The organism is Streptomyces sp. NPDC000134, from assembly GCF_042899225.1.
Classification (GTDB): Bacteria; Actinomycetota; Actinomycetes; order Streptomycetales; family Streptomycetaceae; genus Streptomyces.
The window spans coordinates 277175-286257 of sequence record NZ_JBIAZN010000012.1; the positions used below are offsets into that span (position 1 = coordinate 277175).

A 9083-nucleotide genomic window follows, 5' to 3' on the forward strand; every position below is an offset into this window, starting at 1 on the left:
GTCCGGTCAGGGTGCGTTTCACGGACACCGCCGCCCGGTGGGCCCGGTCCACGGTTTCACGTGAAACGCACCTCCGGGACGAGAGGGCATGTTTCACGTGAAACCCATCGATCCACGTCTCCTGCGGTACGCCCGCACCACCCGGCTCTTCCTGATCGCCGTCGTCGGTCTCGGCGCCGTCGGCGCGGGGCTGGTCATCGCCCAGGCGATGCTCATCGCCGAGATCGTGGTCGGCGCCTTCCAGCACGGCATGGCGGCGGCCGAACTGCGCACTCCCCTGCTGCTGTTGGCCACCGTCGCCTGCGGCCGGGGGCTGGTCGGCTGGCTCACCGAGCTGGCCGCGCACCGGGCGAGCGCGGCGGTCAAGTCGGAGCTGCGCGGAAGGCTGCTGGAACGGGCGACCGCGCTCGGCCCCGGCTGGCTCGGCGGCCAGCGCACCGGCTCCCTGGTCGCCCTGGCCACCCGGGGGATCGACGCCCTGGACGACTACTTCTCGCGCTATCTGCCGCAGTTGGGCCTCGCGGTGGTCGTCCCCGTGGCCGTGCTGGTCCGGATCGTCACCGAGGACTGGGTGTCGGCGGCCATCATCGTCGTCACCCTGCCGCTCATCCCGGTCTTCATGGTGCTGATCGGCTGGGTCACCCAGTCCCGGATGGACCGGCAGTGGCGGCTGCTGTCCCGACTGTCCGGTCACTTCCTCGACGTGGTCGCGGGCCTTCCGACGCTGAAGGTCTTCGGCCGGGCCAAGGCGCAGGCCGAGTCGATCCGGCGGATCACCGGCGAGTACCGGCAGGCGACCATGCGGACGCTGCGGATCGCCTTCCTGTCGTCCTTCGCCCTGGAACTGCTCGCCACGCTCTCGGTGGCGCTGGTCGCGGTGACGATCGGCATGCGTCTCGTCCACGGCGACATGGCCCTGTACGACGGTCTGGTCGTGCTGGTACTCGCGCCCGAGGCGTATCTGCCGCTGCGGCAGGTCGGGACGCAGTACCACGCGGCGGCCGAGGGGCTGGCGGCGGCCGAGGACGTCTTCGCCGTACTGGAGACCCCCGGCCCGGAGCGGGGCGGCCGTCCGGTGCCCACGAGCGGTGCCCTGTCCTTCGAGGGCGTGACCGTCCGCTACCCCGGCCGCTCGGCGGACGCGGTCTCGGACGTCAGCTTCACCGTCGAGCCCGGGGAGACGGTCGCGCTCGTCGGCCCGAGCGGGGCGGGCAAGTCCACGCTCCTCGACGTCCTGCTCGGCTTCGTCCGGCCGGCCGAGGGGCGGGTGCGGATCGGGGGAGCCGATCTCACCGGCCTCGACCCGGCGCGGTGGCACGCCCAGGTGGCCTGGGTGCCGCAGTGCCCGCACCTGTACGCCGCGACCATCGCCGAGAACGTACGGCTGGCCCGGCCCGACGCGGACGACACCGCCGTACGGCGGGCGCTGCGGGACGCCGGGGCGCTGGCCTTCGTCGAGGAACTGCCCCAGGGCCTGGAGACGGTGCTCGGCGAGGACGGGGCCGGGCTGTCCGCCGGTCAGCGGCAGCGGCTGGCGCTGGCCCGGGTGTTCCTCGCGGACCGGCCGGTGCTGCTGCTGGACGAGCCGACGGCCGCCCTCGACGGGGGGACCGAGGCCGAGATCGTGGCGGCGGTACGGCGACTGGCGCGCGGCCGGACGGTCCTGCTGGTGGTGCACCGCCCGGCGCTGCTGGAGGTGGCCGACCGGGTCGTGAAGCTGGCGGAGCCGGCCACACCCGCCCCGGCACCGGCCGGGACGCCCGCCCCCGCCGCGACGGTCGGCGAGGAACCGGCCGGCCCTTCCGGTACCGGCCTGCCCGCCACCGGCACCCGTGCGGGCGGCGGTCCCCTGGGCCGGGTCCGGGCCCTGTCCGCCGCCCGGCGCGGCCGGCTCGCCCTCGCCCTGCTGCTCGGCAGTCTCGCGCTCGGCAGCGCCGTCGGCCTGATGGCCACCTCCGGGTGGCTGATCTCGCGGGCCTCGCAGCAGCCGCCGGTGCTCTACCTGATGGTGGCCGTGACCGCGACCCGGGCCTTCGGGATCGGACGGGCCGTGTTCCGCTACGCCGAGCGGCTGGTGTCGCACGACGCCGTCCTGCGGATGCTGGCCGACACCCGGGTCGCCGTCTACCGGCGACTGGAACGGCTGGCGCCCGCCGGCCTGCGCCGCGAGCGGCGCGGCGATCTGCTGACCCGGCTCGTCACCGATGTCGACGCGCTCCAGGACTACTGGCTGCGCTGGCTGCTGCCCGCCGGTTCCGCCGTGGTCGTCTCCGCCGCGTCCGTCGGCTTCACCGCCTGGCTGCTGCCGGAGGCCGGTGCCGTGCTCGCCGCCGGACTGCTGGCCGCCGGGGTGGGCGTCCCGCTGGTCACCGGGGCCGTCGCGCGGCGGGCCGAGCGCAGGCTGGCCCCCGCCCGCGGGCTGCTCGCCACCCGGGTCACCGACCTGCTCACCGGCACCGCCGAACTGACCGTCGCCGGGGCCCTGCCCGCACGGGCCGCCGAGGCACGCCGGGCCGACGGGGCGCTGACCCGGATCGCCTCGCGGGCCGCCACCGCCACCGCGCTCGGCGACGGCCTCACCGCGCTGATCTCCGGGCTGACCGTGGCCGCCGCCGCCCTGGCCGGGGTCCAGGCGGTCGCCGACGGCCGGCTCGGCGGGGTGGCCATGGCGGTGGTCGCCCTCACTCCGCTGGCCGCCTTCGAGGCCGTCCTCGGCCTGCCGCTCGCCGCGCAGTACCGGCAGCGGGTGCGCCGCAGCGCCGAGCGCGTGTACGAGGTCCTCGACGCGCCCGAGCCGGTACGGGAGCCGGAGACTCCCCGGCCGGCGCCCGCGACGCCGTTCCCGCTGGTCGTCAAGGGCCTGGCCGCCCGCCACTCCGGGCAGGACCGGGAGGCCCTGGCCGGCCTGGACCTGACGCTGACGCGGGGGCGCCGGATCGCCGTGGTGGGGCCGTCCGGGTCGGGCAAGACGACCCTGGCGCAGGTGCTGCTGCGGTTCCTGGACGCCGAGGCCGGTTCGTACACGCTGGCCGGGGTCGACGCGAGCGCCCTGGACGGCGACGACGTACGGAAGCTGGTCGGGCTGTGCGCCCAGGACGCGCACCTCTTCGACAGCTCGGTGCGCGAGAACCTGCTGCTGGCCAGGAAGGACGCCGGTGAGGCCGAGCTGCGCGGCGCGCTCGCGCGGGCCCGGCTGCTGGACTGGGCCGAGAGCCTGCCCGACGGTCTGGACACGCTGGTCGGGGAGCACGGGGCACGCCTGTCGGGCGGTCAGCGGCAGCGGCTGGCGCTGGCCCGGACGCTGCTCGCCGACTTCCCCGTGCTGGTGCTCGACGAGCCCGCCGAGCACCTCGACCTGCCGACCGCCGACGCCCTCACCGCCGACCTGCTCGCCGCCACCGAGGGCCGTACGACCCTGCTGATCACGCACCGGCTCGCCGGACTCCAGCACGTCGACGAGGTGATCGTCCTGGACGAGGGGCGGGTCGTGCAGCGGGGGACGTACGCGGAACTGACCGCCGTACCGGGTCCGCTGCGGACGATGGCCGAGCGGGAGACGGCGTCGGACCTGCTGGTGACGGCCCGGTAGGCGGGACCGGCCGGGCCCCACCGGCACGGACGCGCCGGTGGGGCGGACGGGGACGCGGCCCCGCCGTCGAAGATCCGACTTTCCTCCCCAAATCCACCTCATTAGGCTCAGGTCATGCCCGTCCCGTCCCCCGGCCTTCCGCCGTCGCAGCCGGAGCCCTCCGCCGAGTTGCGCGTACGGGTGCCGAAGCTGCTGGAGGCGATGCGGTGCGTCGCCTCCGGGCTGGACCCGCACGTGACGCTGGACCGGATCTGCGCGACGGCCGCGGCCCTGTCCGGCGCCCGGTACGCGGCCATCGGTGTCGTCGCCGAGGACGGTGAGGGGCTGGCCGACTTCGTCCACCACGGGACCGACGAGGCGACCGCCCGCCGGATCGGTCCGCCGCCGGACGGCCGGACGGGCCTGCCGGGCGCTCTGATCCGCGACGGGGAGCCGCTCCGGCTCGACGACCTGGCCGCCGACCCGCGCTTCAGCGGCTTCCCGGCGGAGCACCCGCCGATGCGGGGCTTCCTCGGCGTCCCGATCCGAGTGCAGGGCGAGGTCTTCGGCACCCTGTACCTGGCCGACAAACGCGACGGCGAACCGTTCGACGAGGACGACCTCGTCCTGGTCCGGGTGCTGGCCACCGAGGCGGGCATCGCCATCGGCAACGCCCGGCTGTACGAGGCCGCCCAGCAGCGCGAACGCTGGATCGACGGGTCGGTCGCCGTCACCACGGCCCTGCTGTCCGGCGACGGCACCGACGACGCCCTCCAGGTGGTCGCCGAACAGGCCCGCCGGCTCTCCGGCGCGGCGGCCGGCGTCGTCCTGCTGCCGGTGGACGGCGGCGGCCTGGAGATCGCGGCCGTGTCCGCGCGGCGCCCCGCGGAATCACTGGGCACGGTGATCCCGCCGAGCAGCGGCATCGCCGCCGAACTGCTCGCCGGACGGTCCGTGCGCGTGGACGACGCGGCCACCGACCCCCGTCTGGCCGACGGCCTCGCCCGCGCCTACGGCCCCACCCTGCTGCTGCCGCTGTGCAGCGACGGACGCGTCCTCGGCGGCCTCGTCATGGCCCGCGCCCGCGGGGAACGCCCGTTCACCCGGGCGGAGCGCGAGCTGGCCGACGGGTTCGCCGCGCAGGCCGCGCTCGCGCTGATGATGGCCGAGGCCCAGCGCGACCGGGAACGGCTCGCGGTGTTCGAGGACCGCGACCGCATCGCCCGCGACCTGCACGATCTGGTCACCCAGCGGCTGTTCGCGACCGGGATGCTGCTGGAGGACGCGCGGCGCGGCGCGGCCGTCCCCGAGGTGCGCGAGGGCGTCGGCCGGGCCGTGGCCGAACTCGACGTCACCATCCAGGAGATCCGCGCGGCGGTCTTCGCGCTCGGGCAGTCCGCCGAGGAACCCTCGGGGCTGCGCACCCGCGTCCAGCGGGAGATCAGCATGGCGGCCGTACCGCTCGGCTTCACGCCCGCGCACCGCTGTGTCGGACCGGTCGACAGCGCGGTCGGCGAGACCACCGGCAAGAACCTGATCGCCGCCCTGCGCGAGGCCCTCTCCAACGCCTTCCGGCACGCCGGTGCCTCCCGGATCGAGGTCGTCGTCGACGCGACCGTCACCCTGCCGGACGGCCGCCCCGGCGTACGGCTGACCGTCGCCGACGACGGTGTGGGCCTCCGTGCGGGCGGCCGGCGCAGCGGACTGCGCAATCTGGAGCGCCGCGCCGAGTCCCTCGGCGGGGCCAGCCGGACCGGCCCCGGCATCGGACCGGACGGCGCCGGCACGACCGTCGTCTGGGAAGCGCCTTACTGACGCGCCGTACGGACGTCTCATACGGTGCCTCGTACCGACACCTCGTACTGACATCTCGTACGGACGTCCATACCCGCGCCCCGTACCGGCGCCCTCGCGGGCCGGAGGTGACCCGTGTGCAGCAACCGGTCCCCCGGCCGCGCGACTGAACGTGACCCGGGAGCCCCGCGCGGGACACGATCGCTGCCATGCGCTCATTCCGCCGACATCCGCTGCGCGTCCCGGCGCTGCTGTGCGCGTTCGCCGTGCTCGCGGCCCGACCCACCGACGCCACCGACACGAGCGCGGGTTCCGGTGCCGGTGCCGAGGTGGTCCGGCTCTACGAGGACGCCGCGGTGGCGACCCAGCGGTACGAGGACGGGCGGCGCGAGGCCGAGGCGCAGCGGGCCAGGGCGCGGCGGTACGAGAAGCTCCTGGACCGGGAGCGCGCGGAGATCGCCGTCATGAACGAGGACCTGGGCCGGATCGCCCGCGCCCAGTACCGCGGCGGCGGCGGACTTCCGATCACCGCGCGGATGCTGCTCGCCGACGACCCGGACGCGCTGCTGCGCGGTCAGCGCGCGGTGTGGCAGGCCGACCTGGCCGTCAGCAACGCCCTCGGCAGGAGCCGGCGGGCCGAGGCCCGGCTCGCCGCCGACGAGGCGAAGGCCGAAGCGGCCTGGCGGCGACTGGAGCAGCGCAACATCGAACTGGCCGCCCTCAGAGAAGACATCGAGCGCAGGCTGGCGGCGGCCCGGTCCAGACTGCGGGGACAGGCGGCCGCCTCGGTCGCGGCCGGTGCCTGCCCCGGCGCGGTGGTCCGTCCGGACCGGCCCGAGGCACACGCCGGCCGCCCCTGGGTCGCACCGGTGGAGACGTACGACCTGTCCGCGTCGTTCGGCAGCGGCGGGACGCGCTGGGCGCACCGGCACACCGGCCAGGACTTCGCGGTGCCGGTCGGCACGCCGGTGCGGTCGGTCGGCGCGGGGCGGGTGGTGAAGGTGTCGTGCGGCGGCGCCTTCGGCGTCCAGGTCGTCGTCCGGCACGCGGGCGGTTACTACACGCAGTACGCCCATCTCTCCGCCGTCACCGTCGGCCAGGGCGACCGCGTCGGCGCCGGGGAGTGGGTCGGGCAGTCGGGCAACACCGGCAACTCCACCGGGCCGCACCTGCACTTCGAGGTGCGGGTGACCCCGGAGATGGGATCGGCGCTGGACCCGGTGCCGTGGCTGGCGCGGCGCGGGGTGCCGCTCTGAGCGGTGTCAGGGCCGCTGCGCGAGCAGCCGCTCGATCACGACCGCGACCCCGTCGTCGTTGTTGGCGACCGTCCGCCCCGAGGCGGCGGCGATCACGTCCGGGTGGGCGTTGCCCATGGCGTACGACCGGCCCGCCCAGGTGAGCATCTCCACGTCGTTCGGCATGTCCCCGAAGGCGACGACCTCCTCGTGCGAGATGCCGCGCTCGGCACAGCACAGGGCGAGCGTGCTGGCCTTGGAGACGCCGGGGCCGCTGATCTCCAGCAGGGCGCTGGGGCTGGACCGGGTGACGTTGGCGCGGTCGCCCACGGCGAGCCGGGCCAGGGTGAGGAAGGCGTCGGGGTCGATGTCGGGGTGGTAGGCCAGGATCTTCAGCACCGGTTCGCCGGGGAGGGGACCGTCCGGGCCGAGCAGTTCCTCGGCGGGCAGCAGGACGTCGGGGACCTCCAGGTGCAGCTTCGGGTACTCGGGCTCCTGGTTGAAGCCGTGGGTCTGCTCGATGGCGTACACCGTGCCCGGCGCCGCCTCCCGCAGCAGGCGTACGGTCTCCAGGGCGTTGTCCCGGGCCAGCTCCCGCACCTTCACGAACCGGTGGACGCCGGGGCCGCCGTGCAGGTCGACGACGGCGGCGCCGTTGCCGCAGATGGCGAGGCCGTGGCCGTGGACGTGGTCGCTGACGACATCCATCCAGCGGGCGGGACGGCCGGTGACGAAGAAGACCTCGATGCCCGCCGCCTCGGCGGCCGCCAGCGCGGCGACCGTGCGCGGGGAGACGGACTGGTCGTCGCGGAGCAACGTTCCGTCAAGATCGGTGGCGATGAGTCGTGGACGAGCGGCGGCGGCCGGGGGCTGGGGCTGTCGAGTCGCTGAGGTCACCCGGTCATTGTCCCGCATATGCCCGCACGACCGTGCGGCGGTGCGCACAGATGTGAGCCACGGCTCGCCCCCGAGCACCGGCGCGCCGGGCGGCTTGGCCAGCCCTTGCTCCCCGTCACGCCCGGCCCGGTCCGACCCGCACGGCCCCCGTCCCGCCCGGCCCGGCCAGGTTCGCGTCCTCACTTCAACTGCGCCGGCGCCTCCATGGCGATCTGTTCGAAGATCTTCTCGTCCACCGCGAAATCCGACCCCGGGATCGGCCAGTGCACGACGATCTCGGTGAAGCCCAGCTCCCGGTGGCGCCCCGCGAAGTCCACGAAGGCGTCCAGCGACTCCAGCGGCCGGTTGCGGTCCGGGGTGAAGCCGGTGAGCAGCACCTTGTCGAGTTCGTCCACGTTCCGGCCGATCGCGGTGCAGGCGTCCGCCAGCTTCTCGGTCTGCCCCCGCAGCGCCCGGACCGACTGCTCGGGTGTCCCGTCCTCGAACAGCTTCGGGTCACCGGTCGTCACCCACGCCTGCCCGTACCGCGCCGCGAGCCGCATCCCGCGCGGACCGGTCGCCGCCACGCCGAACGGCAGCCGGGGCCGCTGCACACACCCCGGGATGTTCCGGGCCTCGTGGGCGGCGTAGAAGTCACCCTCGTAGGAGACCGCGTCCTCCGTCAGCAGCCGGTCCAGCAGCCGCAGGAACTCGGCGAACCGGTCGGCCCGCTCACGCGGTGTCCAGGGCTCCTGACCGAGCGCGGTGGCGTCGAAGCCCGTGCCGCCCGCTCCTATGCCCAGCGTGATCCGCCCGCCGGAGATGTCGTCCAGCGAGATCAGCTCCTTCGCCAGCGTCACCGGGTGCCGGAAGTTCGGCGAGGTCACCAGTGTGCCCAGGCGCATCCACTCGGTCACGGACGCGGCGGCGGTCAGGGTGGGCACGGCGCCGAACCACGGGCCGTCCCGGAAGCTGCGCCAGGACAGGTGGTCGTAGGTGTACGCGGCGTGGAAGCCGAGCTGCTCGGCACGCGTCCAGGTCGAACGGCCGCCCTCGTGCCAGCGGCGGTAGGGCAGGATCACGGTGCTCAGGCGCAGACTCATACCTCGAGCCTAAGAGGTCCTAACAAGGCGTTGGACGTGTCGGTGGGTGATGAGGCAGGTGGCGAGGCCGAGGAAAGCCTCGTGGATGTCGTCGCGCCGTTCCCAGCGGATGCGCAGGCGGCGGAAGCCGTGCAGCCAGGAGATCGTCCGCTCGACGACCCAGCGGAAGATGCCCAGGCCGGAGCCGTGCGGCTGGCCGCGTTCGGCGATCACTGGACGGATGCCGCGCTGCCACAGCAGCCTCCGGTACTTGTCGTGGTCGTAGCCGCGGTCCGCGAAGAGCATGTCCGGCCGTCGCCGCGGCCTGCCGACGACGCCGGCGACCGGTGGAACCTTGTCCAGCAGGGGCAGGAGCTGGGTGACGTCGTTGCGGTTTCCGCCGGTCAGCGACACCGCGAGCGGGATGCCCTGGCCATCGGTGAGGACGTGGTGCTTGCTGCCCGGCCGCGCACGGTCGACCGGGCTCGGCCCGCTTTTGGGCCCCGCCGGGCCGCCCGCACGTGGGAA

Annotated in this window: 6 protein-coding genes; 3 read left to right on the top strand and 3 right to left on the bottom strand. The window is 74.9% G+C overall.

The window, feature by feature from the left end:
• The first annotated feature begins 88 nt into the window (after positions 1-88).
• From cydD to ACFY32_RS20370, 3 genes are all read left to right on the top strand, one after another.
• Complete coding sequence (cydD, locus tag ACFY32_RS20360) at positions 89-3589, top strand: thiol reductant ABC exporter subunit CydD (protein ID WP_390674892.1); 3501 nt, start codon at positions 89-91, stop codon at positions 3587-3589.
• A gap of 114 nt (positions 3590-3703) precedes the next feature.
• Entirely contained in the window at positions 3704-5383 is a 1680-nt protein-coding gene (locus ACFY32_RS20365; protein ID WP_390674893.1) for a GAF domain-containing protein, read from the top strand.
• A 188-nt stretch (positions 5384-5571) separates the two neighbouring features.
• Entirely contained in the window at positions 5572-6618 is a 1047-nt protein-coding gene (locus ACFY32_RS20370) for a M23 family metallopeptidase (protein ID WP_390674894.1), read from the top strand.
• Between the two features lie 6 nt (positions 6619-6624).
• On the opposite strand, the gene ACFY32_RS20375 is transcribed toward ACFY32_RS20370, so the two are convergent.
• The 3 genes from ACFY32_RS20375 to ACFY32_RS20385 all read right to left on the bottom strand — a co-directional run.
• Positions 6625-7512, bottom strand: coding sequence for a Cof-type HAD-IIB family hydrolase (locus tag ACFY32_RS20375; RefSeq protein WP_390674895.1), 888 nt, complete (start codon positions 7510-7512; stop codon positions 6625-6627).
• A gap of 161 nt (positions 7513-7673) precedes the next feature.
• Positions 7674-8576 carry an LLM class flavin-dependent oxidoreductase gene (locus tag ACFY32_RS20380; protein ID WP_359190541.1) on the bottom strand — a complete coding sequence of 301 codons (903 nt, stop codon included), beginning with the start codon at positions 8574-8576 and terminating at the stop codon, positions 7674-7676.
• Between the two features lie 9 nt (positions 8577-8585).
• Positions 8586-9083 (bottom strand): IS5 family transposase (locus ACFY32_RS20385; protein WP_390674896.1); only part of this gene is annotated, 498 nt, incomplete at its 5' end.

Bases quoted from the DNA above. Each gene is read 5' to 3' on its own strand.
- ACFY32_RS20370 (WP_390674894.1), top strand. From the start codon at position 5,572: ATGCGCTCATTCCGCCGACATCCGCTGCGCGTCCCGGCGCTGCTGTGC.
- ACFY32_RS20380 (WP_359190541.1), bottom strand. From the start codon at position 8,576: ATGAGTCTGCGCCTGAGCACCGTGATCCTGCCCTACCGCCGCTGGCAC.
- ACFY32_RS20365 (WP_390674893.1), top strand. From the start codon at position 3,704: ATGCCCGTCCCGTCCCCCGGCCTTCCGCCGTCGCAGCCGGAGCCCTCC.
- ACFY32_RS20375 (WP_390674895.1), bottom strand. From the start codon at position 7,512: ATGCGGGACAATGACCGGGTGACCTCAGCGACTCGACAGCCCCAGCCC.
- cydD (WP_390674892.1), top strand. From the start codon at position 89: ATGTTTCACGTGAAACCCATCGATCCACGTCTCCTGCGGTACGCCCGC.